Genomic DNA, 24,863 nt, shown 5'->3' on the forward strand with positions numbered 1-24,863 from the left:
CCGCGCAATTGATATGGCCGGTATCACGGCCCATGGGCAGTCTGAGGCGCCAGCTCTCCAACCGCCCGCAGAACCGCTGCGACCGGTTCAATCAAGTGCGACGGAATACATTCGTCGACCAGGCCGTCCTCTAAGAGCGCGCGTGCCAGCGGAACGCTTCGCATCACGGGGACCCCGGCAGCGGCCGCAGCATCGATCATTCGCCGTGCTACGAGATCAGTACCGATGGCGTCAATCAGTGGTAGGGGAGTGTGCTGCCGATCGTAATAAATCGCTATTGCAATGTGCGTTGGATTGGTGATCAAGACGGTCGCCCTGCGCGATTGGGCAATTTGGGCAAGAACTTTCTTACGTTCAGCTTTGATCAAAGGGTCTCCTTCATCTTCCTTAAGTTCTCGCTTAACCTCATCTCGCGACATCCTGTTGTTCCTCGCGAACTGCCATCGCTGGAACGCCAAGTCCGCCATTGCCAACACAAGGAAGCTCAAACCCGCACAACTCGCGACGTAGATTAACAGGCGACCTGTGAGCCAACGTAGACAGGACATACCGCAACCCGGAACCGAGATCAGCGCACCTACGCGTTCGCGGAGAACAAACATTAGAACGAGGCCGAGTATCAGCACCTTAACGACCGACTTAGCCAGTTCGACAAGGCTCTGCAGCGACAATATCCTTTTGATGTTCTGACTTGGATTTAGCCTCTTGAGCGACGGCACGACTGCCGCGGGGAAGAATAGAACTCCGTTCTGCAGGAGATTGGCTCCGACGCCGATGATCAGCACGACGCCTAGGAACGGTGCGACTATACTCTGCGCTTCATGAATATAAGACTTGAGGAGCTGCCGGCTGACAACTGCGAAATCTTCTTTGAGATGAGAAACAGGCAACAAGACCGCTGCCTCAAGTCGGTCTATCAAGTCAGGCAGTGAAGCAAAGAACAGGACGAAGAACCCAAGGGTCACTAAGGCTGATACAAAGTCCCTGCTCTGCGGGACCTGGCCTATCCTGCGCAAGTCGCGCAGCCTCTTGGGACTGGGCTTTTGGGTCTTTTCACCTGCCAAAACAGTCACTCGGCGATGCGGCTCAGAAACGCGGCCGCTGGTAGCATGTGAGTGTCGGCACACGTCAAAATAATTGTGAGCGAAAGCATCAGCAGCAGAAGAGCAACCATACTCTTGACTGATGTAGCGACATAAAAGACTTGCAATTGGGGCGCGAATCGACTGATCAAAGCCAAACCTAATTCGCTGAGGAACATGCCGACGACGGCTGGGCCGGCGAGAAGCAATGTTAGCACCATCACGACATCTGCCAGACTGAGAACCGCTCGGACGAATTCTGAACCGAGTGTAGGATAAAAACTCCACAGAGGCCAGACGTCATGGGAGCGATAGAATGCTTCCAAGAGTTTGGAGAACCCGCCGGTGACGAACAGCCATGTGGCGTAAAGCTCGCCTAGGAACGTCCCGAGCAACGACGCTTGATTGCCGCTTGCCTCATTAAGTAGGCTTGCCATCGTGGCACCCCGCTGGTCGTCAATGAACGTGCCGGATGCCTCCACGCCCCACATGGTCGCGGCAACCGGAAGGCCAAGCACAAGCCCGACCAGGAGTTCCTTGAGTCCCAGGCCCAGGATCGGCGTCAAACGCGTGATGTCCAGGTCCGCGGGCTTTGTTGCCCAAGCCCGAACCATGACGGGGAACGCCAAGGCGATGACCACACCGCCGCGCGCCATTCCCGTCACCATGCTACGTCCCAAAATAGGGACGGCCAGCATCATGCCCGTTATGCGCGCGGTCGCGAGCAAAAGAACAACGAGGGAAGTATGCAAGTCAGCCGAATCGGCAGGCAACATCAACTAGGCACACAAAATGATGGAGAGTGGGCTCCCTGCCACGCTCGCGTAGATCTCGCGTTAGGAGGACGGGCAAGCGCGCATAGCCTCAAGCCCTAGACTTACAAGCTACTGATCTTGTCGAGCATTTGCACCGTATACCTGCTAAGCTCCTCGAACCAGCTCGCGGTAGCCACCAGCATGAGGCTCACGCATATCAACTTCACTGCGAAGGGAAGCGTCTGCTCTTGAACTTGAGTCGCGGCCTGCACCATGCTGACAATTAGCCCAACTATCGTGCCCACCAGGACTGCCGGCATCGACAGGATAACTGTCAGTTTGAGCGCTTCAATGGCGAGGTTGGTGAGTGTGGCCGAATTCATCACGCGGGTCCCACGTAGGACAAGGCGAGACCGTGAATTAAGCGCTGCCACCCGTTCACGGAAACGAACAGGAACAGCTTGAATGGCAAGGATATCGGCATAGGTGAAACCATCATCATGCCCATCGCTAGAAGAATGTTAGAAATGATGAGATCAATGACGATGAAGGGCAAGAACAACAAGAAGCCAATTTTGAATGCGTCTTCCAGTTCGGACGTCATGAAGGCTGGTACTAGGATCAAAAAATCCGTGTCGGTCACGATAGCAGAATCATCCTTGCTCCACAATTGCCGAGTCGAGTTGACGAAGTCTAGGCGTTCCTCTTGTGTCGTCTTCTTAATGAGGAATTCACGAATCGGCTCAGCAGCTACGACGATCGTTTGGCCCAGGTCTCGGAAACTTTGGTAGGCGAGCGGCTTGTCTTGCAGTGCCTCATACACACGCTTGGCCACTGGTTGCATGATGTAGACCGAGAGCAAGATGGCGATTGCATTCAGCGCCATGTTAGGCGGGATGTTCTGAAGTCCGAGGGCGTTGCGAACCAGCCCTAAAACGACGATGAGCTTCACGTAAGAAGTTACTGCAATTACAACGAAGGGGATCATCGCAACGGCCCCCATCACGACGATCAGCGTAACAGGATCGGGTAATCTGGTCATCATTCGGCTCGTGATAAGCGTATGTCCAACAAGCGCACACCTGTCCGCTCGGCGATGCGCACCAGTTCACCGGTTGCGACCACCTGACCATTGACGCGCAAACAAACGTTAGCGGTTGCGTCAAAACCGAGATCCAGGACCTGGCCGACAGCAAGTTCACGAAGCTCCCTGAGCGGCATGGTGAGGCGTCCCACATCCACATTAACGGACAGAGTGATGCTATCGAAGCTTTCAGGGGGGAGCGGCTCTGGTTGGTCCATCAAACGATCCACTGCAGAAAGGACGGTAAGCCGGCAATTCCGGATTGAGGCGCGAAACCGAGTACTTCCAGAGAGGTCCATAAGGACGGTCATCGCGCCATCTTGGTCCACTGAAGGATCATCCAGCAGGATCACGTCGCCCTCGGCGAGCTGCTGCAGCTCCGCCAACGTAAGGCCGATACGGGCGATTCGCATATCCAGAATGAGCGGAAGGTCATCGACGGTGGCGCGCACCACTGGCAAAGCAGAGCAGCAGTCGGCGATCCATTGCAGTCCGTCAGCATCAAACTCCACCAGGCCGAGAACATCGTTCGGACGCTCTACTCGAAGAATCTGAATGGCGCAGGGAAACGACTCCGTGACGTCGGCCAAGGACCAGATCGGTCGATGACCGCACCAGTGCTGCACCTGCACCGCGAGATCCCGGAGCACAACGTCGAGCAGTATTTCCCGCAGGCTGGCGTCCAGAGGCAGCGCTGTGATGTTTGGCCAATGCTTGACCGCACTCGGCGGACAGACGGTCCGATCAATCGCGACGTGAATACGGTGACCACGTGCGCGCATGAGAACCCACAAGTGATCGGATGGAAGGCGTCGCACTGCGGAACCGAGCATGACGGCTTTCACGTCCATGCCAGCAAGTCCGAAAGTAACCGGCAGACGGGCAGCAAGCTGCGATGCGGCGACAGCCTCACGTGGCTCGTAGCTGGGAAGATCGATCATGAGCTCTTCTCAGCTTCATAGTGGAGTATTGGTCTAACCCGCGTGATAGCAAGGTTACTGTCTTGCTCCTCCGAGCTTGAATTGTGGGAAACCGCCGCAATGATGGCGCGCATTCCGAGCCGATCGGACAACTCGCGCGCGAAGGCATGGCCGCCTAACTGGAGGATAGGCCAAAGCCGTTCCGAGTCGATGCAAACGTTTACGGTATCATCTCTGCAACTGACGGACACACGCGCGTCTCCGAACAAAGCACCCTTCAGCACGATATGCACGGAGGTGTCGCCCTCATAGTCGCCGTTAATTGAAAAGCGCGCAAGTATCACCTCGGCCAACTCGGCCAGTTCGACCGATCGCGACTGACCTTGGGCTGCCGACGGATGCTCTACAGGAGCCAGCATGGCACGCACGGGCGAAACAGCAAGCAAGGGAGAGGAGGCGGCACTCCCGCTTTCTTCCAAATCACGCTGATCATTGCCGAGACTCTTACAGCCGGGCCCCTCCTCAAATGCCTCGCAACCGTCCAGCGTTGCCCGCTCAAGCGCTCGCGAGAAGCGCGCGCCATCTTCAATAAGCACGGGCGCCGTAGCTACAGTCGCTAACGCGACAGAGCGGTTACCTGGCGCGGTGACGGACATCGCAACACCTCTTAATAGCGCGAGCGCTCACGGAGCTAGGGTATTGGCTCGATTGATCGAGGCCAAATTCGCACCGAAGCGAGCTGAACGAAAGCGAAGAACGTCGTACCGAGCTTGTCGTAGTGGGTGGCGACGCGCCGAAACTGCTCAGCTTCCTGAAGAAGCGCTCAACGTGCCTGCGCTCGCGATAGACGCCCCTCTCCCATCGGAACCTTTTCTTCCGGTCGGATTTGTTGGCAATGTTGGGGGCCGAGCCCTGATCGAGGATGCGGGCACGAAGACGATCGGCATCATAGCCGTTGTCGGCGAAGACAGCGCGCGCATTGAGCCCGTCGAGCATGGCCCCGGCGCACGTCAGGTCGCGAGCCTCACTGGGGGCGATCAGGAGAAATACTGGGCTGACCTTTCGCGTCGAGGCACGCGTACAGTTTGGTGGTGAGGCCGCCTCGGCTTCGGCCCACACAACGATCTCCACTCTTTTTTCACGCCGGACGCACGCTGATGGACGCACACGATCGAACTGCCGACCATCTGCACCTCGCCGTCGCGCGCATTGACGACCGCACCCATCAGCCGGTCCCACATCCCGGACTTGCGCCAGCCATTGAAGCGGTTGTAAGCGGTCGCACAAGGCCTGTATCATTCGGGGAGATCGCGCCACGGCGCTCCCGCGCGCAGCACCCAGAAGATGCCGTTGAGAACGCGACGGCTGTTGCCCGGCTTGCGGCATCGACGGCCGCTCGGGAGAAGAGCCTCGACAAAACTCCACTCGAAATCCGTCAGGACGTAGCGCCTGATCCCAGCCCCGATGCTTGGCAAGCTGAATCATTGCTCGCCCTGATCCGCTAGACGAATTTGAGTACACAACGCACCTCCATTGAGATTGAAAGAAGAAATTGGAGCACCGTGACCACACGCGTGTTTAAGAGCGCAGCAAGCCATCGCAATTCAGAGTTAGATCGACCTGCCGAGCCACATTCACGCGATTGAACGAAGAAACGCTCACCGCGGCCCTCTAGGATCTGCTTAGGGCCGATCAGAGGCAAATACAATTTCGATATCGGGCAAGCTGTTGATGTTATGGTAACGGTCACATGCGTTGCGGCTTTCCTCCGGGTGTGAACCGATCTGGTCATCGGGTTGGCCGGTTGGACGACAGGAGCGACGCCAGCTGACGCAGAGCCTTCGCATAACGCAGCGTCAGATACCGGCGCAGTTGTCAGCGGAAGGCATTTTGGATGCGCTGGCGTGGCGCGCGGTGTAATGCCCTCGGGCTCTTGGCGAAAAAGCCGGCGCGGCTTGTGACCGTCGCCCTTGCCAACAAGCTGGCTCGGATCATCTGGGCAATGATGAGAACCGGAGAATGCTTCCGCACCGAGATGTTCGCCAAACCCTGAGCGTCAGTTTCGGCCAGCCGCATCCAAATCAAAGAGTTCCAAGCTTGGTAAGTGCAAGAAAGGCATGATGAAAGACAACGGTCGCCACCGAAAACCAGGAAAACCCGACCAGTCGTGTGAGCTCTAAAGCTCGCATCCTTGATGTGACCCCTTGGTTGTCGGACAGGGCCCGCGGAGATATGATCCGCGCTAAAGGCCGGACATACGATCGCAGCCGTCCAAGTCGTTCGAAGTGCCAAATTGTGCTTGCCATCAGAGGCCGTCCACATACGATGACTGGGGCCCCGATCGGCTCTCAGCCAACCAGCGGCGCGACCTTATGGAAATTGTTGAAGACCGCTACGGTGCCGGCTCGACGCTGATAACCAGCCAGCTACCGGTCGAGGCATGGCACGACGTTACGCTGACGCCATCCTCGATCGTCTCGTGCACAACGCCTACCGCCTTGAGCTCGACGGTCCGTCAATGCGCGATCCGAAGATGTCCAGGTCGGACACCGCGGGACCGGTCGCGGAAATGGCGGATGCGACGGCCGCAAAATCGGCGAAGGCCGTCAAGAAATGACAACCGTCACCGCCGCCCGCCCGCCCGCGGCGCTCCGTCTGACTCGCGGCGGTCACTCCGCGCCGCGCTCGGGCTCCACCTGAAGCTTGACCGAAACCACGAATACTGAGATCAAAACCTGCATCCAACGGCGCCATCTCGCTCATGCGCCGCCCTGGTCGTCATCGACCGGATCAAGTGGTCGCCATGCGTCGGAATCCATGGTCGCCTTCACCGGAATGCGCACTCGAGCAGCCGCTCTCGCGCCCGCGCAGATCCGCTCCCAAGAGCAGCGCCAGCGCGGATACAAGCTCTATTCCATCCATGCGCCCGAGGTCGAATGCATCGGCAAGGGCAAGGCTTCGGCGCCTTGTGAATTGGCGTCAAGGCTTCGATCGTGACCACCAACGCCCGCGCCCCGGGCGGCCAGTTCGTGCTGAACGCCAGGGCACTGCCGGGGAACCCGTATGACGGCACACGCTCGGCGACATCATCGAGGATAAAGAGAAGCTCACCGGCTGCGCGATCGAGCGGGCCTATGTCGAGAAGGGCTATCGCGGCCATACAACGGAAAACCCGCGCTGCGTCTTCATCTCCGGCCAGAAGCGTGGGGAGTTCGGCGTCATTAAACGCGAGCTCCGTCGCCGATCAGCCATCGAGCCCGTAATCGAGCACATGAAGACCGACGGGCACCTCGGCCGCTGTTATCTCAGAAGGGCCGCGACGGCGATGCCGCCAATGTCATCCTCACCGCCGCCGGCCACAATCTCCGCCTCGTCCTCGCTGGCTGGGGCTTCTGTTGCGCCTCATCCTGCTCGCCCTAGACTAAGACTAGGACGAGCATTCGCTCTCCGGCCCCGATTCAGATGGGCTTCTTAACGGACGACGAGGTAATCGAGCGGACATTGCGTACAACGCCGCCCGACGCGACGCACTGGTCAATCCGCTCGATGGTGCGGAAACTGGGTTTTCTCACACTACGATCCGCCGAATGGGGACGGCGTTCGGCTTGCAGCCGCACCGCAGCCAGACATTTAAACTGTCGAGCGATCCGCTATTCGTCAACAAGCTGCGCGACATTGTCGGGCTTTACCTGTCCCCACCGAACCGAGCCGTTGTTCTGAGCGTCGATGAGAAGAGTCAGATACAGGCACTCGATCGCGAGCAACCGGTCTTGCCGATGTGCCTGGGGTACCGGAACGTCGCACGCACAGCTACGTGCGACATGGTACGACCACGCTTTTTGCCGCGCTCGATGTCGCTTCCGGGTTTGTCATCGGCAAATGCTACAAGCGCCATCGGGCGGTCGAGTTCTTGAAGTTACTCAGAGAGGTCGACCCTCAAATCCCTGAGGGACTCGCTCTCCATATCGTCATGGACAATTACGCCACTCACAAGACATCCAAGATCAAAGCGTGGCTCGCTCGCCGGCCGCACTATCATGTCCACTTCACGCCAACTTCCGCGTCATGGATCAACCAGGTCGAGCGCTGGTTCGCTGAACTCACCAGAAAGCAAATCCAGCGAGGTGTTCACACCTCCGTCAGGCAGCTCGAGGCCGACATCCGGACCTTCATCGAACTGCACAATAACAACCCGAAGCCCTTCAAATGGACCAAATCCGCAGACCAGATCTTGGCTTCTGTCAAACGCTTCTGTCACAAAGCTCAGCAGACTTTATGTGGCGAACTTTAGATTCACGTGACTAGCACTACAGTTGCAAGTTTTTCCTGAGATGGGCTCTGCGCGCGTTGGCCTGATGAGCCCTGCGCCACAACGACCAAGCGAGCAAGTGTGCATGCGAGATGCGTCGTTGGCCAAGCTTCATGGCGATGCGCCTGATTTCCTGGATCGGCCAGCGGATCAAGAACGATGCTTCGCTCGAGGCCGCGATCGTGTTTTTTTGGGCGCGGTGTTGGCCCGAGAACGGATGACGGCCATGATGGCGAAGGCAAGAATGACGAGTGAGACATGACGATGCCAGCCATGCCAGGAGCGGGTTTCGTTGTGATCAAGACCGAGCTCGTTCTTGGTCGTTTCGAAGCTGTCCTCGATGGCCCAGCGATGGCCCTCCACTAACACCAGCTTCTGGAGGACGTGCCCTTGGGCACCACGTGGAGTAAAACGCCAAGCTGCCATCGGCAATGGTGCGGCGGATCAGAAGGCCTCGTGTCCATTCCCTGGCAAGGTCATCATTGTATTCACTACCGTCGAGATCGGCCAACTCGACATAGGCCCAGTCGTGCCAGCGCGGACCTTTGGTCCCTTCGCCGGAGCACAGGCGGCGCCAGGCCTGCTTGGGAAGGCTTTGCGCGATCGCCGAGGCGGTGCCGCTGACAGGCTGCTGCTTGCCCCAAGAGCGGAACACATGGTTGGACGCAACACCCAAAACATAGCCTTTGCCTGCGTTGCGCAGCAAGGTCTCGATCTCTCCCGTGCCATACACGCTGTCCGCCGCCACGAACGAGAACGGCACCTTTGCGGCGATCGCGCGAGCGATCATTTGACGTGCGATCTTGGGCTTCGTCGCAAAGCCCACATCGCTCGGGACATGCGCTGCCTTCAGGCGAGCGGATTTATCCGTCCATTCCTTTGGCAGGTAGAGCGCCCGGTCGATGAAGGCATGGCCATGCCGACACATAGGAGGCGAACACGCCGATCTGGCAATTGGTGATCTTGCCCGCCGAGCCAGTGTACTGGCGTGCGACCCCACACGACGCCTTGCCCTGTTTCAAAAAGCCGGTCTCATCGATGCCCAGAACCGCGTCCTCATCGCCAAGCGTCTCCAGCGCCTACCCACGGACAATGTCGCGCAGCGCGTCGGCGTCCCACTGGCCCCGGCCCAAGATCGCCTGCTGGCGCCACGGGCCTGGATCGCCGGCCGCCTCAGCCCGCATCCAACCCGTCTTGCGTGGCTCATTGCCCAACAGTCCGTCGAGAAACTGCCCCGCCGAGGCCGCGACCCGCTCCTGCGTAAACAGCGGACGAATGCGTTGCTTGGCATCTCGCAACGACGAAGCCCACAGCGTCAGCGTATCTTCAACCGACGCACCACCAATCATCAGATCCCGAATCATGGTCGCCCATGGATTCAGAACTTTCAGGAAGATGCAACTGTAGTGCTAGTTAAAATCCTTTGGCATGATGGGATCGGTCTGTCGCTTTATACCAAGCGCCTGGACCGTGGAAAGTTTCATCTGGCGTTCGGCATCGAATGGCGCAGTGTCGATCTCAGCGGCGCAGATGAATTGATTGGAGAAATCTACAGCTGACTTGGCGGCCGCAGAGCGCGGGCGGACAAGAAATTTGCGGTTGCTGGCATTTGGGGGTCACAACGCATGCAATCTGTGATTCACTGCTTCGCAATGGATGTTGAGCGCGAGCGATTCCGGATGACATTGCGGCCTTGAAAGAGGCCTTCGTCGTCGAGTGCACGAAGGCGTTGGAGATCGCGGCAGAACTCGCGATCGCCCGCGCACAGGCTTCGGAAGACAGCGCACCTGATTGCCCAGCAGCAGCTACGGATCGCCAATCTCGAGCGCCAGATCTACGGCCAGCGATCGGAGCGATCATCGCGCCTGATCGACCAGTTGGCGCTGACGTCGAAGAGTTGGAAGCCGACGCCACGACGACCTAGCGGCGGAACGGGTGGTCGCCAAGACGACGACAATGCGTGGCCGCCATAACCGTTCCTTGGCTGCTAGAGTGCGAAACATCGGCGCAGGCGACAAGATTGCCACACCTCGAACAGATTGTACTTGACCTTGTCCGCGCGCCGCCGGCAAGTGCTGAAAAGTCTTCCGGAGTTTGTCCATCCGTGCCCATGTTCGGGGTGTCGTCTTCAGAATCGGTCTTGCCCTCGAACGCATTAGCGTCCCCGAACTTTTTTCCTACCTCACGTTCCGGGCCATCCGGGTCTGCAAGGAAGCTATGTCCCGGCGAAGAAACTCAAATATCACAACTTTCGAAGACTTCATTCAGAAATACGATAAACTGATTGGTGAGCCTGTTTGAGGGCGAGTATAAGCCCTTGAAAAGATTCCTCAGTTCAAGGTTCGCAGGTATTCTATCTTGTCCCTCGTTGCAGAACGGCTCAGCGTAGTCCGCCCCTCTGAAACCAAGGCCATGACGGCGCGTGCCGCTGAACTGCGCGATCAGGGCGTCGATGTGATCACGCTAAGTGCGGGCGAACCGAATTTCGACACGCCGTCCGTTGTCCGCGAAGCCGGTATTCGGGCAATCCGCGACGGGCGGACGAAATACACGCCCGTAGCCGGGATCAAGCCGCTACGGGAGGCGATCCGCGAGAGCTTCAGCCGCGACCACGGGCTCGATTACGACGTCGACCAGATCACGGTGGGCTGTGGCGCCAAGCAGGTCGTTTTCAACGCGCTCTTCGCCAGCCTCGATTCGGGCGACGAAGTGGTGATCCCGACGCCGTGCTGGGTCTCCTATCCCGACATGGTGGCGCTCGCCGGCGGCAAGGCGGTTCTCGTCGCCTGCGATGAATTTCATGGTTTCAAACTGCGGCCCGAAGCTTTAGAGGCCGCGATCACGCCGCGCACCAAGTGGCTCATGCTTAATTCGCCGTCCAATCCGACCGGGGCGGTCTATAGCCGAGATGAGTTGCTCAGGCTCGCCGTCGTGCTGCGGCATCATGCCCGTGTTCATGTGCTCTCCGACGACATCTATGAAAAGCTCATCTATGGCGCCGGATTCGCTACCATGGCTGCGGTCGCGCCAGACCTCTATGAGCGCACGCTGACGGTCAACGGCGTGTCAAAGGCTGACGCGATGACTGGCTGGCGCGTGGGTTACGGCGCGGGGCCTCTTGCATTAATTAAGGCCATGAACCTGATCCAAAGCCAGATCTCGTCTCATACCAGCTCTATTTCGCAATATGCGGCCATCGAGGCGCTATCCGGCGGCCGGCACTATATCGAGGAATTCGCGAGCGCCTTTCTGCAGCGGCGGGACCTCGTCGTAGCCAAGCTGAATAAGGCCGAGGGGCTTGCGTGCCGCGTGCCGGATGGTGCTTTCTACGTTTTCCCGTCCTGTGCAGGCGTTATTGGCAAGCGAACGCCGGACGGCAAGCTGATCGAAAGTGACAACGATTTTGCCATGTATCTGCTTAACGGCTTTGGCGTGGCCGTCGTGCCCGGCAGCGGCTTTATGGCCTCGCCCTATATCCGCATTTCTTACGCTTCGTCGATCGAGGACCTTACTCGCGCCTGCGACCGCATCATCGCCGCCTGCGCCGCCTTGTCGTGAAAGATTTCCTGATGTCCCCTGCCAAACGCCTCCGCGCCCGCATGGCCGAGAAGCGCCTTCTCCACATCATGGCTGCTCATAGTCCGCTTTCGGCGAGGCTCGCAGGAGAAGCCGGATTCGACGGTGTGTGGGCTTCCGGTTTCGAACTTTCGGCCCTTTACGGACTGCCGGACATGAGCCTGATCTCGATGACACAGCATCTAGACATGCTGCGGGCGATCGCCGAACACACCTCTCTGCCGATTATCGCCGATATCGATACAGGCTATGGTAATGCCATCAACGTCATCCACGCCATCCGACAATACCAGCGCGCCGGCGCGGCAGCAGTTGTCATTGAGGACAAGACCTTTCCGAAGGTCACGAGCCTCATCATCGGCGGCCGTCAGGAACTACTTCGGGTGGAGGAGTTTCAGGGCAAACTTAGAGCTTCGATTGCGACGCGGACCGATCCCGATTTTCTAGTCATCGCCCGCACAGAAGCGTTGATCGCGGGACTTGGTGAAGAAGAAGCTCTAAAGCGAGCGGCGGCATATGAAGCCGCGGGCGCTGACATGATCCTCATCCACTCTAAGCAGAAGACGCCAGACGAAGTGGAAAGCTTCGTGCGCGCTTGGAACGGCAAGGCGCCGATAGTGATCATACCGACGGCCTATCCGGAAATGAACGAGCACCGCATTAAAGCACTCGGTAAGATCGCTGTCGTCATATACGGCAATCACGCGATCCGCGCATCGGTCACCGCAATGAAAGATGTTTTCGCGCGAATTATGAAGGATCGCGGCGTCCACAACATCAACCAAGACATCGTCTCAGTCGAGGAATTGTTCCGTCTGCAGCAGATGGATCAGGTCAAGGTTGACGAGCAGCTTTTCCTCGCATGAGCTTGGCGCCGGTAATAGCAGGACAAGCGATGTGGAAGCGAGGTGAGCAATTTCGGCATAGACGTTGCAGGTCTGTTCCGTAGGCGATCACCTTGGGGCTTGAGAAATTCGACATTCGTCGCCTTCGGCGGTCGGCTCGTGTGGCGCTTGGCGAAGACGGTCTCGTCGGCGCTGAGCGGGCCGGGCCAACGGATTTCGCCGATCATGCGCGGCGCGCGGATGTGCTGCCAATTGCCGTCTTGGGCACGGTCGGCGCGGGTTTGCGAGAAATCTCTGATCTCTTGTACCGCGGTAGCACCGAGCGTCTCGATGTCGACGCCAGCCAGGCGGCTCTAGAAGTAAGTGGTCGTATGCAGGTCGCTGGGCCTCGCCGTCAATCACCAAGTCGAGGCCGGCGCGTTCTAGGTCATAGAGTGGCGGCGGGCGGGCAGCATCGCGGCGGGCCGCGTCTAGGTGGCGCGACCCGCCACGCCCTGCCGTCGACGCTTGACCGTTTGGTGCAGTCGAACAGCCATTCGGCATGGAATAGCTGCCGAAAATCTAGGTGGTGAGCGGCGCGAGCATGGCACGTCTCCTTTCTCTCGGATTGCAAAGGGCTTTTGTCTTCGTTGAGGCAGCGCAGTCTCAGTGCGGCAGAGCGCGGGCGTCACGGACTATCGCGCGGAGCAGCACATTCCGATCGGCCTGCTCGATACCTGGCAGAAGCGCATTTCCTCAGCTTCACAAGCCGCGATCAATTGGTCGGTCGTGCCATAGGAACACGTCGAAAACTCCCCCTGCTGCTTTGGCCGACCGCCCGTCTGGAGGGGTCACCAATGTACCAGCCCCGATCAGGCAATCAGGGATGTCGAACATCACACGAATGACATCGAGCGCGGCTGGCGTACGAAGGGTTACCTGGATTGCGATCAGACCACCCGCCACGAGAACTTCGGCCAGTGGTCGAGCATGTCTTACATCTTCGACGATAAGCGCGGGAGAACCGAGGCCAAAGGTACGGATTTCGCTTATGCTCGTGGATTTGAATGTCATTTCGGATGGAGTTATCACTACTGCGGCAGCAGAGCCCGCACCGCTTGGGACATGGTCTTCAGCGTTTGGCCGGGCGTGGCTCTTAAGGTGGCCACTTGGCGCAGCTGGTCGATCATCAGGTCCCTGATCTGAACCGTATTAGCTCCTGGATAGCTGTACCAACCCACGAGCTGTCGGCTTCGCGCCAATCCCGCCTGATGATTGGGATTTTGGGCGTAGAAGTCGCCGAGGAATTTGGCGCCCTTCACCACTTCCGGATCGACGGGGATCGCCCCAGTTGACTTCACCACCAGGGTCTGGATTTCGGGACCGGACATAAACCGCAGGAAAGCCCAGGCCGCTGCCCGCCGCTCGGGATCCTTGGTGAAAATGACGCCCGTGCGTCCGCCGGCCGGCACGCGACCGTCGGAAGCGGTGAGCGGCCACGGGACGGTGGCAATCGCGAAGCGGCCCGCAGCCTGTTTCTCCAGCCCTGTCAGCACATTGTTGGAGGTGGCGAGCACCCCGATTGTCCCCGCGCCGAACGCCTGCAGCGCTTGGGCCTGGGTCATGTCAACCATGCCGGCCTCGCCGAAGCCACGTAGGACCTCCATCGCCGCCATGCCCACGGGCCCGTCGAAGGCAACGTCGCGCCCGTCGGGCGTCGCCATCTGCCCGCCTTGCGCGGTGATCAGCGCCTGGAAGGTCCAATCTCCGCCGCCTAGATCGAAGAACCCGCCGACGAGGCCATCACCGAGCGCGGTGATGCGCTTGGCCAAATCGAGCAGACCTGGCCAGTCTTCGGGCAGCGCCTTGGGGTTGGCGCCAGCGCGCTCGGCCAGCGCGAGGTTGACTATACACACCGGCACTGAGATCTGGAACGGCACGCCGTACAGCCGCCCGTCAACCTCGCCGAGGCGCCGGATGGCCGAATCGGCCTTGGCGCTTGCCCAGCCCGTGTCGGTGGCGGCCAGATTGTCAAGCGGCTGCGCGATGCCGTCACTGACGAGCCGGAGCACGTGGTTGTTGGCGGGAAACGAGACGTCCGGCAGGCCGCCGGTAACTGCCTGGAGTAGCGTGCGCTTCAACAGTTCATTGCTGTTGAACGGTGTGGGCTTCTGAAAGGATATGGTCGCGGTTCCGTGCTCGGCGAAGATCTCGGCGGCGCGCGCCATCAGCGCATCAAAGGCGCTGGTCGCATAGGAAGACTGCAGCTTGATCGACGACTGCGCGCGCAAGGATGTTGCTGCCAACAGGGCCGGGAAAGCCAGGAAAGCTTTTAGTAAATTGCGGCGTCGGGTGATCAGGCTCATGATGGGCTCTCTGGATTTCGGAAATTGGTAGGTGATTTTCGAAGTTCTTCACTTGACCGCCCCACACCGTTAGTTCCTCGACGAAACATTTCTGTGCGGCAAGAAAGACGACGACGAGACGCAGCACGACGAGAGTGGGCGCGGCCATAAGCAGCCCGTAACCATCGCTGCCCTCTTCGTTCTTGAAGGCCAGGATGCCGAGCGGCAGCATCAGCAACTGATCGCGCACCGCGATCAGCGGCCAGAAACGATCGTTCCAGGGACTGACCACCGAGAAGATCGAAGCGCCAGCGGCACTATTATCTTCCAGACCATAACCCGTTAAGAATTCACCATCCTGTATCAACAGCGAAACACCGCGCAGAACGGACGGCGGGCCGTAATTCTTTCTGATACTGTCAAACAATGCGGATGTCATAACCGTGACTTCCATCATGAAATCTTTGCGGAGCACGGCAATCAGATTGCCTACCCCATATGGACGTGCTCGCGGCGTCCCTTAGAGACTCCAATTACTACAGGTGGATGATTATCATCGAATTATTCGATGTTCGCTTACGTAAGTGCGATGAATAAGATCTATGGCTGAATCCTGGGGATCGCTCTTGTAAGTAAGATAGACGACTTGGAAGATCGGTGACCGCCATCTCGTAGGAGAACTATCTCGGCCAAGGCCGTGCAGCAACAGCGAATGACTGAATTCGGTCGGCACCCGCCCGCCGACACTCGTACCGCGGCTATCAGGTCGACCGCAGCACCAACCCTGACGTGCGCCTTCCGCCGTCGGTTGGTGCGCGCCTGCAGGAAAACCGCGCCCGGCGACGTACTTGTCGCAACTTTCGATCGTTCAATACAAAAATACGATGGCCGGATTTGGTGTGTCCGTCGGAGAGCGGTAGGTTTCGCCGAAAATTCTGCTTTGAACTTCGCAGGTACTCTATTTTGTCGCTAGTTGCAGAACGGCTCCACGTCGTCCGCCCCTCTGAAATCAAAGCCGCGGCCGTCCGCGCAGCCGAACTGCGCGATCGCGACGCGCCTGGGCCGGATCGGTGCCGCTGGTGATCGTACCGAACGTGTACGCCGATCTCGACTCCGGACGGGTGAAGGCACTCGGCAACGTTCGCATGATGATCTACGGCAACTATGGCATCCGCGCTTTCTGAACCTGCGATGCAGGATACCTTCCGCCGCATCATCGCCGACGGCAGCGACTTACTCGCTCCAATATACAGGTGGCACGGAGGTGCGGATCCTCATGAAAAGGAAATGAAATGTCTCTGATCCAGCGCTCCGAGAATCTTTGGGAATTTCGGGATACTTGTAACGTCTACGTTTTGAAAAGTGGCATGGAGTGCCTGCTAATCGATACTGGATCCGGGGCTATTATGCAGCATCTCGCCGCTATCGGTGTCGAGCGAGTCGAGTGGGTTCTACATACCCATCACCACAGGGATCAGTGCTGGGGAACGCCTATTGTTCAGAAGGCCGGGGCAAGAATCGCCGTGCCGGAATACGAACGCCACCTGTTCGACAATGCGGAGGCTTATTGGGAGGCTCGGCGCATCTATGACAACTACAACGATAGCAACACGTTCTTCTCGCTCGGGGAGAATCTTCTGGTTGATGCCGTTCTCGAAGACTACGGCACTTTTGTCTGGAAGGAGTACGAGTTCCACGTTCTGCCGGCAAAGGGCCATACATACGGCATGGTCAGTCTGATCGCAGATGTGGATGGCAAGAAAGTCGCCTTTACAGGCGATTTGATGACAAGCGGCGGAAAACTCTATCAGCTTCATGCAATGGAGTATCACTATGGCGATCTACTTGGCATTGAGTTTACAATGCAATCGATCCTCGCTTTAAAGAAGGAGCACGTCGAGACTGCCTATCCATCACATGGGGCTTCGATCACTGAGGTGAAGGCGGATATTGAAAGGCTTGAATCGAGGCTTGAGAAACTTGCTCGTATAGGCAGGCTTGCTACGTCGGGCAGGCGTAGCCCTTGGAAGGACTGGCAGACTATCCGTGAGAGCAGGCTGCAGCCGATTACGGAACATCTACTATGGGCCGGACCATACACGTGCTCTAATTTCTATATTCTGCTGAGTGGAAGTGGCCACGCCATGCTGATTGACTACGGGTTGGCCTCTGCGGGGCATCTCCATGCGTCCGCCGATCACGATGGATTGCAGGTCCTGCGTTTCGTCCAGCATCACATCGATCAGCTGCGGGGCGATTATGGAGTGCGCGATATTGAGCTTGTCATTCCCACACACATTCATGACGACCATACCTGCGGAATACCGTTCCTGCAACGACATTTCGGCACGCAGTGCTGGGCTCTCGATTGTGTCGCCGAGGTCATTGCCAACCCCGCTGCGTGGGCAAGCACGCCGTGCTGCTTCCACAAACCGATTGAAGTGCAACGGATCCTCCATGATGGTGAGGCATTTCACTGGAGAGGATTTGATTTTGAGGTTCATCACGCCCCAGGTCAAACCGAATACCACGCGATTGTGTTGGGGAATATCGATGGCAAACGAATCATGTTTGGAGGGGACAATCTGTTTCTCTTCAATCCTGAAGCCGACGGTATTGATCGCGAGATCGCCATCCAGTCTACCGTGATGCGCAACAGCTTTCAGTTGGAGATGCATCGCCACTGCGCGAATGTGATACGGGCGACAATGCCTGATCTCGTATGCCCCGGGCACGGAGAGCTGATCACTATGAATCACCCGAGGATCGCCGAATACACGGACTACATCGATCGTAAGGAGGCAGCCTTTCGCGATATCGTAGGTGAACCCGCAAACACTTTCATCGATCTATTCTGGGCGCGAATGCTGCCATATCTGTCGGAAGCCCGCCCGAACAGCGAGGTCACATACACGATCAGGATTCGTAATAACTTGGAACGCACGGCTGTCTACAGCGCTCGCCTCCTAACGGCATTTGGGTGGTCATCGCATCAAAAGCTCGAAAGCATCACGCTTCAACCGGGGGAGCAAGGCGAAATAGTGCTTGGGGCGACTGCACCGTCTCAGGCGGATGCGCGGCGAAGGCTTATGACCGCCGAGATTCTGATCGACGATGTATCGCAAGGGCCTGTCTGTGAAGCTCTGGTCTCAACCTTGCCAGATGAGGAGATCCTTTCGAAAGTAGTTTTGTTGTCGAGGCTCACGTGATTTCAAACGGTTTGTGGACTTGCCGGGAGCTTGTGATGTGGACCCTCCGGCCAGGGCGAACCACATAGTTCTGCGGCCGGATACCCCGAGGTGAAGGATTCCGAATGGTGCCCAGTAGCGAAGCGTCCCAATGCGTCGGAGCGCGGGTAAAGTCTTGCATTGGGTGAGCGCAGAACTGACCGCTGGCTGCACATCAATCAGATCGCTAGCCAATCGAATCGCGAGTACTCAAGTACGGCACGAGCAGAGATGACTTCCGGGAGTTTCGTTTTCACACGCTGCTTACTCGTCTGCCGGGTCACCGCTCGAAGCCATATGGATGGGCATTGCACCTCGACCTTTCGGTCGGCTCTGGTCGAGTTGCAACGAGATGCTTGCAGGTGCGCTCACTATGTCCCAACGTCGAAATTGATGAGAGCACCGAGACCCTCACTTCGCACTAAAAGAGTGCTCTGCTGGCTCGAGCAATGCTGGATTGGTGGGAATGCATCTTTATTTTTCTGAGGCCGCAGACGGCCCTTCTGAAGGGGCAGGCGGAAGGAGTAATTCAACTTGGCCGCGAAGCAGTTGGTGCAAGTTTCAGCAATGTTGGCGACTTTGACGGCCGCGCGAATCTGAGAGCGGAAGAGCTCGGCGGCCACGGCGAGTTCTTTGCTCGCGTTGGCACCGAGAGCCGCATATAGGTGCTGGCGCATTTCTCTTGTTGGTATGAGAGCGAGATCATCGATCCAATGTGTGCCGGCGGCCCGAGAGAAGCATCGGTCGGTGATCCACTAGAAACCGCCACAGCTGGGTGGGCAGAATGTCGCCGTCAACAAGGAGGGCTGGTCGTAATGCCGCACGCACCAAATCCCGAGCGTGCGGCAGACACCGTTTTGGCATTTGTCGACGCGGTCGAGATAACCTCGTCCAATCCGCGGTTACCAGCGCTTTCGGTCCTCCCGATTGGAAGCGGTATCGGCTATTAGCTGCGACTGTCGCGGGCTCCGAGAACGTGAGCTCTGTCTGGCTCCTTGACCGCCGAACATATGGGCACGGGGGAGACCCGGATTTCAGGTATCCGAACCCGATGAACGCGCCAGGGGCGACACGTTCGTTACGGTCGGGCCGCTCGTTAGCATGATGTTAGAACGCCGTTCCCTTGGAGGCAATCCGGCTTCCTCCCGAAGGTGGGTGCGACTATGGTCGACTGGGAAATTGAATCGATTCGCGTCCCTTCGAAGCGCGTGGAGTAGTTCCTAACGGGTCGGTCGTCGATGAATTCGTTGCAATAAGTTGTCGTGCCAAGGGCACAGCGCACTGCAAATAATCGTGTCTGGTTGGCTAGCGATCCGCGTTCGAGACAGTTTCGTTGCGCATGATGCTGACATATCTGCACATACCAGCGCCGTCTACGCCGAGGTCGAAGGTGATCCGAGCTTTTGCGACGGCCGACGCCGTTAGGCGATCTCATGCGCAGATCGAGGGGAATAGCTTACGTAGATAACCTGGCTCCAAGGGTGGATAGAGCTCGCCACTCACACGCTCCCCGTCATCGCCTGCGTCACCGGTTTCACCAATTCGGCGATAGTGACGAACTCATACCGGTTCACCCGTCTCACCTAGAGCGCGAGCATTGATGGGGAGAGGCCTTGACTGTTCTTAGGATACAACTACCGCAGCCAGTTCTTATCGAAGGCTTCGTGCTCGATCAGCGGTTCAAAATCGAGGCCCGTGGTGAACGGCTCGAAGCCGATGTCGTGATGCTGGTCGAGCCCGCGTCATAGTTCTCAAACTGCAGAACATCGCCGATGCACATGCGGCTAAACGAGCGCGTAGCGGCAACAGCTCGCAGGGCATCGTTATTTTTGACTGCGGGGGCCATTCCATGCCGATACCATAGCGTGCTCCTGCCCGGATTATTGATGCAAGTAGGTGGGCAGCACTCTGCAGGCGCAACGGCGAATGACAGCCCGTCGATACGGTATCGTCGCCATAGGACTTATTAAAATCGGTAAGTTCGATTGCTGGGATGAACATCCACGTAGACTGAAAGAAGCTCCTCGGCGAAGGATCGCTAAGTTACTAGCCTCTTGGTCCAGAGTAAGCCGTCACACCATATGTGTTCAACGCGTCCCCACTGGCAGGCCGCTGCCGCATCCGGGAAGAACCCGCGCCCATGGCGGTTGGCACTCGTATTGCACAGCAGCGGAATGCCCGTGAGTTTTTCGTATTCGACGAGAAGCTCAGCCACCTTATGCTGAGAGGTTCTGGAAATAGTCTGCAATCGGGCAGACCCGTCGACATGCACAACCGCGGGGATTTTCTCCCGCCATTCGGCCCGTGTCTGATGATCGAAGAGCATGTAAGGATCCGGCGTTCCCGGGCTGAAAATATCCGGCGCACGATCCTCTAGACATATTGGCGCTACTGGCCGAAAGTGTTCGCGGAGTTTGATGTCGTTGAGATAATCTTTCATTCGCGACGATGTGGCGGCTGCTAGAATGCTTCTGCCACCCAGCGCCCGTGGTCCAAGCTCGGCACGCCCGGTAAGGAATATCACGGGCTTGTCGCCGGCGAGGATGGTCGCAAGTTCACGCATATCACACGGCGTGGCCCCCCATTCGGGCGGCACTTCGCTGCCCAGCAGTCTCGGGCCACTGTAGACCGACCATTCCAGCGACACGAAACCTTTGTCCGCCGCCAGTGCAGAGCAAGCGGCACCGATTGCCGAACCACTATCGTTCGGAAATGGCGGCACCCAGACAGCATCGAACAGGCCGGTAGCACGTACTGCGCTATTCCATTTGATATTGAGACCGCAGCCGCCGGCTATACACAAGTTGCGCGATCCCGGAAAACGCGAATGGCGTCGCGAAGCAATCGCAATCTCCCGCAGGAGGAGACGCTCGACGAATACATGAAACGATGCAAGTACATCTTCGGGCCGCTTGGACCTCAAGCTGAGCCTACTGGCGTCGAAGAAGTCGTTCATAGCCGCACGTGCAGACTCTGCGTTATTGATGTCCGCACGGTAACTTCGGGCAAGCTGCGCATCGCTCGCCATGCGCTCCTCGTACAGCTCCTGAAACAGCGCCACGATATTTTCGTCAACAGTCCCGAGCGCAATGTAAGCCATCATCTTGCCGGCAACACCCGGGTCAAAAATGGTGGGGTTCGCCTGCTTATACGGTCCGAAGCGATGGCCCGCGACACCATAGGCATGGCCTCTCATCGGGAAGAGGCATTCAAGGAACCGCGCGCCGCGCCGTTCTATGGAAAATAGACGTGGAAACATACCGCCGTCCCACACCAAGCACAAGGCGGGTTGTCCGGCGCTGGCAAAGGGGCTGGTGCAATATGCGGACGCCACATGCCCTGTAACGTGGGGATAGCTTTTATAAGGGAAGAGCCTGTCGTCGAGCATTAGGCCAAAGCCATCGCGCGAAGTGAGCACACCTTCGGCGTGGGTTTCAAGATACGGCGCCGCTTTGAGCGTGATAGGAGCCGCACCACTGAGGACCTGAAATTGCGATTCGACCTCCCCGTGCCAGCCGTCGATGACGAACTGATCAACGTCCCGCGGATATAGACCATGTTCAGCCAAAGCGACAACAATTGCGTCGAGGTTGTCAATAGCTTGGTACCGCGGATTGTTGCTCCGCTTCTCCTGCTCGACACAAAAGACAAGGCGTCCGTCCTCGACAAGAGCGATTGCTCCGTCATGCGTCAGTTTCATACCGCAAATGCGCATAGTGCCTCCATGTCTAGCGCGGGCAACTCGATCGAATCGAGGATCGACCCTGCCCCTGAAAGCGTGCGAGCAAGTAGTCTTCGTTGATCGACCCCACTTTGGTGTCTGCCTCGGACACCTATGTGTCGGGAGGGTGTTCGGCGGACGCGCAACGCGTGCACGCGCCCTTGCACCGGTCCTCTTACGCAACTCATCACGCTCGAGGGTGGTTCAAGGAAGCCCCGTCCCCACTCTGTGTCGGAGCATTCTCTTGTTTGAGCTGGGTGTCATGCGCACCGCAACTCACTGTGAGAGCACGCTCGCACGACGGCGAGATGATGGCCCTCGCACATCCCGCTCAGCTGACCTATAGGCTGCAATTCCATTCGGAACCGATCCTTACACAATAACGCTTATGAAATTCCTGCGAGTCGCAGAGGCTTTCTGAGCGTGCCCCCGGTAATGGATTTCAGTCTGTTCCAAGGGCGCCTAGGCTATGGCTTGGTAGACGAGACTGGCAGGGAAGACGAAGCCACATCGCCTCGCCATGTGTGGGTCAGTCTGGCTGCAGATTACTGCAAGCAGCGAGCGCGCGCGTAGCAGCAGCGTCCGCATCCGACAGCTCTCCTTCAGATTTGCGAACGCGCTAGATGACATTCGCGGGCGGCTGCTTGATGAGCTTGACACGCGTTACACTGCACCGGCCGTCGACGCTGACGGGGACCTCGCCCTCGATGGCCGCGCGACGAACGACGCGACGCTGGTCGCCGTAATCCTTGGCCGCATAATGCACCGTGGCGCGGTTATCCCAGATAGCGACATCGCCCTGCTTCCAGTTCCAGCGTACAGTGTTTTCCGGCGCGGTGATATGAGACTCGAATAAATCGAATAGCCTCTGGCCGTCATACTTCGGGACATCAACAAAATGTTTCACATAAGAGCCGAGCACCAGCGTGCGCTCGCCTGTCTTGGGGTGGACACGTACGACGGGATGCTCGGTTTCGACCCTCGCTCTGGTCAGGATCTCGCCATAAAGCTTCTTATCGGCTTCGCTAGGGCAGGCCATTACGGCGAAGTCGAACAGGTTGCTATGAACAGCCCAGAGGTCGTTGGCAAGCCGTTGCAGCGGCGGCGGCAAGTCGAGATATGCGGCCGCGGTGTTTGACCACACCGTGTCGCCGCCGACTGGTGGGATCACAACTCCTCGCAGCACCGCAATCTTGGGATAGGCATCCAGGCAGGACGAATCGATGTGCCAATTGTCAGTCCGGATACCTCCACGTGCGGAATCAATCTCGAGGATCGACATCGTTCCCTTGGTAGTACCGAGCACCAGAGGCGGCACAGGCTTTCCAAAACGAAGAGCAAAGCGCTCCTGCTCGGCGTCGTCGAGATGATCCTGGTCGCGGAAGAAGATAACCTTGTGCTCAAGCAGCAGACGGTTGATCGCAGCGATGGTCTGGTCCGACAAATCGCTCGACAGTTTGAAATTCCTGACTTCGGCGCCGATGCGCGCCGCACGTTTGACGACATCTGTGCGCGGAATGACATTATCGATCAACGCCATTTCACTCATGGCGCCATTCTCCTATGTCGCGTTTTTTCGCCTGACAAGGCAATTCAGCTGTTGCACGAAACGCATTGATGGCGTTGTAACTGATCGATCGAACATGAAATTCGGCTATCGTGTGTCGCCAGCCTCTTGAGCGTCTTACTGAATGTCGCACGGATGATCGACCTCCGAAATCTGCACTCAGAATAGAAACGTGATCGCGCTGAGTGAGAGCAGTTGCCTGTAAGAATGCCATTCAGGAGCCCAGACAACGCAGCCCACATTCTTGATAACCGAAACTCTTTCTTGTGCTGACAACGAACGTCTCTGCTGCCCCAAGCAGCCGCGGGATCGATGATCGCGGACGGATTTATTCTTAGCAGACGGGCGACAACTCGAATTTGCCAGCACTTCCAAAATTTTCCAACGTATAGCCTTTGGTCGGGCATCAAGGTCAGCGCCTCTCGCTGGCTCGTGGTCGATCGTTATGGCTTGCTTCATATCGTCTCTGTTCGCTGGCGGCTGGTGTTACATGTCTCCATTGCCTGCGCACCTACCTTTCTCGGTGGGTTGATCTCACTTGATCCTAGGTCGGCGCGACGTCACAGCTGGAAAATAGTCTTGATGCCGAACTCATAAGGCTGACGCCCCTGCCCTTGCTGATGGCTCTCGACTTCGGGCACGAAGGAAAGACCGTGCATCCGCGCTGGCCCTGCTCTTGGGACCGGATCTGCGCGCGAAAGACGCTGGTTGAATACAGCCTAAAGCTTGCCCTGGCCTTCGTCTTCGAGCTGATGTCCAAGATACCACCGTCGATGGCGAGCAGATCTTCACCTTCACGCGACGGCCGCCAAACCAGCGGAAGAGCGTTCGAAACGACGAATGTCATCAACCGACTGCACGAAGAGTTTAAGTGGCGTATCGCGCAGACCTGCTGCCGTCGTTCTGCGATAATGTTCTGGCCTTTATAGCGTCGGAACAAATAACTGGAATTCCACGGCTGGAAGACCTTCCGCACTGCGGTCAATCAGCCGATTGACGTCGCGGCATGAGGCGAGAACATCATGTTCCCTGTGACTCCATCACGTCCAATTTCCTGGCCACGGCGTCGTCAATCAAGGAATGTACTTCGCCCGGGCATGGGGACCGAGCCCGACCAGTATGAGATCTTCTCTCATGCCTTCTGACATTCTCAGCTTCTGCCTCGATCTGAACTTCAGACACGACCACGGCAGACACGGACCCGGCCCGACAGGTTCCGGCAAGGCGGGAGGCTGCCTCATCCAGCATCGAGAGCCGAAATATGGGGACGGCTTCGGTTCGTGCATCACCGGATCATGCGCAGGCAAGCGCACGATTCTCGACATTCTTCAGGAGGGAAATCTGCGTCGGGCATTGCACGCAGCCGCTGTTCGCCTGGTATTTCGAGAGCTGGCGAGGTTCGCCAAGCAGTATCCAGGTCGAATCCTGGCGATCGGATGTCGGCGGCTGTGAG

At 57.9% G+C, this 24,863-nt stretch carries 18 protein-coding genes and 7 pseudogenes; 12 read left to right on the forward strand and 13 right to left on the reverse strand.

Annotation, left to right across the window (positions count from 1 at the left end):
- Window positions 1-23: 23 nt before the first annotated feature.
- From QA643_RS28500 to QA643_RS28530, 7 genes and pseudogenes are all read right to left on the reverse strand, one after another.
- Window positions 24-1,073 carry an EscU/YscU/HrcU family type III secretion system export apparatus switch protein gene (locus QA643_RS28500; RefSeq protein WP_283028995.1) on the reverse strand — a complete coding sequence of 350 codons (1,050 nt, stop codon included), beginning with the start codon at window positions 1,071-1,073 and terminating at the stop codon, window positions 24-26.
- The gene (gene sctT, locus QA643_RS28505; RefSeq protein WP_283028996.1) at window positions 1,070-1,783 is read right to left on the reverse strand and encodes a type III secretion system export apparatus subunit SctT; all 714 of its coding nucleotides are present in this window, start codon (window positions 1,781-1,783) and stop codon (window positions 1,070-1,072) included. The genes QA643_RS28500 and sctT overlap by 4 nt, the downstream gene beginning before the upstream one ends.
- Before the next feature lie 176 nt (window positions 1,784-1,959).
- On the reverse strand, window positions 1,960-2,220 hold the full coding sequence (gene sctS / locus QA643_RS28510) for a type III secretion system export apparatus subunit SctS (protein WP_283028997.1): 261 nt from the start codon (window positions 2,218-2,220) through the stop codon (window positions 1,960-1,962).
- Window positions 2,220-2,879 carry a type III secretion system export apparatus subunit SctR gene (sctR, locus tag QA643_RS28515; RefSeq protein WP_283028998.1) on the reverse strand — a complete coding sequence of 220 codons (660 nt, stop codon included), beginning with the start codon at window positions 2,877-2,879 and terminating at the stop codon, window positions 2,220-2,222. The genes sctS and sctR overlap by 1 nt, the downstream gene beginning before the upstream one ends.
- Window positions 2,879-3,862 (reverse strand): FliM/FliN family flagellar motor switch protein, encoded by a 984-nt coding sequence (locus QA643_RS28520; RefSeq protein WP_283028999.1) that lies wholly within the window; start codon window positions 3,860-3,862, stop codon window positions 2,879-2,881. The genes sctR and QA643_RS28520 overlap by 1 nt, the downstream gene beginning before the upstream one ends.
- A complete protein-coding gene (locus QA643_RS28525; protein WP_283029000.1) occupies window positions 3,859-4,497 on the reverse strand; it encodes a hypothetical protein in 639 nt (212 codons plus the stop codon). The genes QA643_RS28520 and QA643_RS28525 overlap by 4 nt, the downstream gene beginning before the upstream one ends.
- 35 nt (window positions 4,498-4,532) lie before the next feature.
- Window positions 4,533-5,295: pseudogene (locus QA643_RS28530) on the reverse strand (IS5 family transposase).
- Window positions 5,296-5,768: 473 nt separating this feature from the next.
- Between QA643_RS28530 and QA643_RS28535 the strand changes: the two are divergent.
- The 4 pseudogenes from QA643_RS28535 to QA643_RS28550 all read left to right on the forward strand — a co-directional run.
- A pseudogene (locus tag QA643_RS28535) lies at window positions 5,769-5,894 on the forward strand (IS110 family transposase); the annotation flags it as partial.
- 271 nt (window positions 5,895-6,165) lie between these two features.
- A pseudogene (locus tag QA643_RS28540) lies at window positions 6,166-6,458 on the forward strand (ATP-binding protein); the annotation flags it as partial.
- A 251-nt stretch (window positions 6,459-6,709) separates the two neighbouring features.
- Window positions 6,710-7,222 (forward strand): annotated as a pseudogene (locus QA643_RS28545) (IS5/IS1182 family transposase); the annotation flags it as partial.
- Between the two features lie 102 nt (window positions 7,223-7,324).
- Window positions 7,325-8,132: pseudogene (locus QA643_RS28550) on the forward strand (IS630 family transposase); the annotation flags it as partial.
- 168 nt (window positions 8,133-8,300) lie between these two features.
- Here the strand turns inward: QA643_RS28550 and QA643_RS28555 are convergent.
- Window positions 8,301-9,514 (reverse strand): annotated as a pseudogene (locus QA643_RS28555) (IS701 family transposase).
- 42 nt (window positions 9,515-9,556) lie between these two features.
- On the opposite strand from QA643_RS28555, the gene tnpB reads away from it, so the two are divergent.
- The 4 genes and pseudogenes from tnpB (at window position 9,557) to QA643_RS28575 (ending at window position 12,592) form a co-directional block, all read left to right on the forward strand.
- On the forward strand, window positions 9,557-9,709 hold the full coding sequence (tnpB, locus tag QA643_RS28560) for an IS66 family insertion sequence element accessory protein TnpB (protein WP_283029001.1): 153 nt from the start codon (window positions 9,557-9,559) through the stop codon (window positions 9,707-9,709).
- 113 nt (window positions 9,710-9,822) lie between these two features.
- Window positions 9,823-10,115 (forward strand): annotated as a pseudogene (locus QA643_RS28565) (IS66 family transposase); the annotation flags it as partial.
- 393 nt (window positions 10,116-10,508) lie between these two features.
- Window positions 10,509-11,708 carry a pyridoxal phosphate-dependent aminotransferase gene (locus QA643_RS28570; protein ID WP_283029002.1) on the forward strand — a complete coding sequence of 400 codons (1,200 nt, stop codon included), beginning with the start codon at window positions 10,509-10,511 and terminating at the stop codon, window positions 11,706-11,708.
- 11 nt (window positions 11,709-11,719) lie between these two features.
- Complete coding sequence (locus QA643_RS28575; RefSeq protein WP_283029003.1) at window positions 11,720-12,592, forward strand: phosphonopyruvate hydrolase; 873 nt, start codon at window positions 11,720-11,722, stop codon at window positions 12,590-12,592.
- 720 nt (window positions 12,593-13,312) lie between these two features.
- On the opposite strand, the gene QA643_RS28580 is transcribed toward QA643_RS28575, so the two are convergent.
- From QA643_RS28580 to QA643_RS28590, 3 genes are read right to left on the reverse strand one after another with little or no spacing between them, the layout of a single operon-like run.
- Entirely contained in the window at window positions 13,313-13,624 is a 312-nt protein-coding gene (locus QA643_RS28580) for a hypothetical protein (RefSeq protein ID WP_283029004.1), read from the reverse strand.
- A 17-nt stretch (window positions 13,625-13,641) separates the two neighbouring features.
- A complete protein-coding gene (locus QA643_RS28585) occupies window positions 13,642-14,778 on the reverse strand; it encodes an extracellular solute-binding protein (RefSeq protein WP_283034962.1) in 1,137 nt (378 codons plus the stop codon).
- Window positions 14,779-14,785: 7 nt separating this feature from the next.
- On the reverse strand, window positions 14,786-15,352 hold the full coding sequence (locus QA643_RS28590) for a hypothetical protein (RefSeq protein WP_283029005.1): 567 nt from the start codon (window positions 15,350-15,352) through the stop codon (window positions 14,786-14,788).
- Window positions 15,353-16,187: 835 nt separating this feature from the next.
- Here QA643_RS28590 and QA643_RS28595 point away from each other — a divergent pair.
- The 3 genes from QA643_RS28595 to QA643_RS28605 all read left to right on the forward strand — a co-directional run bounded on the left by QA643_RS28595 (window position 16,188) and on the right by QA643_RS28605 (window position 19,870).
- Complete coding sequence (locus QA643_RS28595; RefSeq protein ID WP_283029006.1) at window positions 16,188-18,104, forward strand: MBL fold metallo-hydrolase; 1,917 nt, start codon at window positions 16,188-16,190, stop codon at window positions 18,102-18,104.
- 467 nt (window positions 18,105-18,571) lie between these two features.
- Window positions 18,572-18,787, forward strand: a complete 216-nt coding sequence (locus QA643_RS28600) for a hypothetical protein (protein ID WP_283029007.1) — start codon at window positions 18,572-18,574, stop codon at window positions 18,785-18,787.
- A 948-nt stretch (window positions 18,788-19,735) separates the two neighbouring features.
- A complete protein-coding gene (locus tag QA643_RS28605) occupies window positions 19,736-19,870 on the forward strand; it encodes a hypothetical protein (protein WP_283029008.1) in 135 nt (44 codons plus the stop codon).
- Window positions 19,871-20,160: 290 nt separating this feature from the next.
- Here QA643_RS28605 and nodU read toward each other — a convergent pair whose 3' ends face one another.
- A complete protein-coding gene (nodU, locus tag QA643_RS28610) occupies window positions 20,161-21,837 on the reverse strand; it encodes a nodulation protein NodU (RefSeq protein ID WP_283029009.1) in 1,677 nt (558 codons plus the stop codon).
- Between the two features lie 625 nt (window positions 21,838-22,462).
- A complete protein-coding gene (locus QA643_RS28615; RefSeq protein ID WP_283029010.1) occupies window positions 22,463-23,392 on the reverse strand; it encodes a TauD/TfdA family dioxygenase in 930 nt (309 codons plus the stop codon).
- A 1,152-nt stretch (window positions 23,393-24,544) separates the two neighbouring features.
- Here QA643_RS28615 and QA643_RS28620 point away from each other — a divergent pair.
- Window positions 24,545-24,862 (forward strand): hypothetical protein, encoded by a 318-nt coding sequence (locus tag QA643_RS28620; RefSeq protein ID WP_283035108.1) that lies wholly within the window; start codon window positions 24,545-24,547, stop codon window positions 24,860-24,862.
- Window position 24,863 lies beyond the last annotated feature (1 nt).

The sequence above is a fragment of the Bradyrhizobium sp. CB3481 genome (genome assembly GCF_029714305.1).
Taxonomy (GTDB): domain Bacteria; phylum Pseudomonadota; class Alphaproteobacteria; order Rhizobiales; family Xanthobacteraceae; genus Bradyrhizobium.